1 protein-coding gene is annotated in these 517 nt (G+C 50.7%); it reads right to left on the bottom strand.

Annotated elements, in window-relative coordinates:
- Window positions 1-395: hypothetical protein (locus C7J97_RS14775; RefSeq protein WP_113998251.1), on the bottom strand; the 395-nt coding region annotated here is incomplete at its 3' end.
- Window positions 396-517 lie beyond the last annotated feature (122 nt).

The raw sequence follows: 517 nt of genomic DNA, 5'->3' as shown, positions 1-517 counted from the left end.
AAAAAGGACTCCTTGCCCTCATAGCTGCCGGTCACGGTGTAGGTGGTATGTCCGACTTTCTCCGTGGTGGTCAGTTCAGGAATCCAGAACGCGGACAGGTTCTTGACATGGAGATTACCGTTCTCATCCACATAGGAGCCGTGCTTCTTCTGATCTTCGGTCAAGGACTGCCGCTTGAAATAGATTTCATTTTCGGAGATGCTCACGGTCTCACTGGTCTGCTCCTTCGGGGTATCGTCATACAGCTGAGCGAAAAATGCCAGTGCATCTTCGGGTGGGTCTTCCTCCATGAGCTGCTCGAAAACTCGCTGTTCCTCTGCCGAGAGGTTGTTCCATGCGGCTTCCAACTCCTGCTCGCTGGCTGCGTTGACAAAGGCTTCGATTTCTTTTTTCATGGTGCATCCTCCTTTGGCTGCGAAAAGCGGATTTTCAAAAAGTGCGGGTTTTCGTGAGAGCAAGAATCGTCCCGTGGCCACAAATTTTCAATTCTTGAAAATTTCCTGTCCCCTTTGGGACT

It is taken from the genome of Faecalibacterium prausnitzii (assembly GCF_003324185.1).
GTDB classification, from domain to species: Bacteria; Bacillota; Clostridia; order Oscillospirales; family Ruminococcaceae; genus Faecalibacterium; species Faecalibacterium prausnitzii.
Note: the sequence above shows the minus strand (reverse complement) of the source record. Positions and strands in the feature narration are given on the sequence as shown.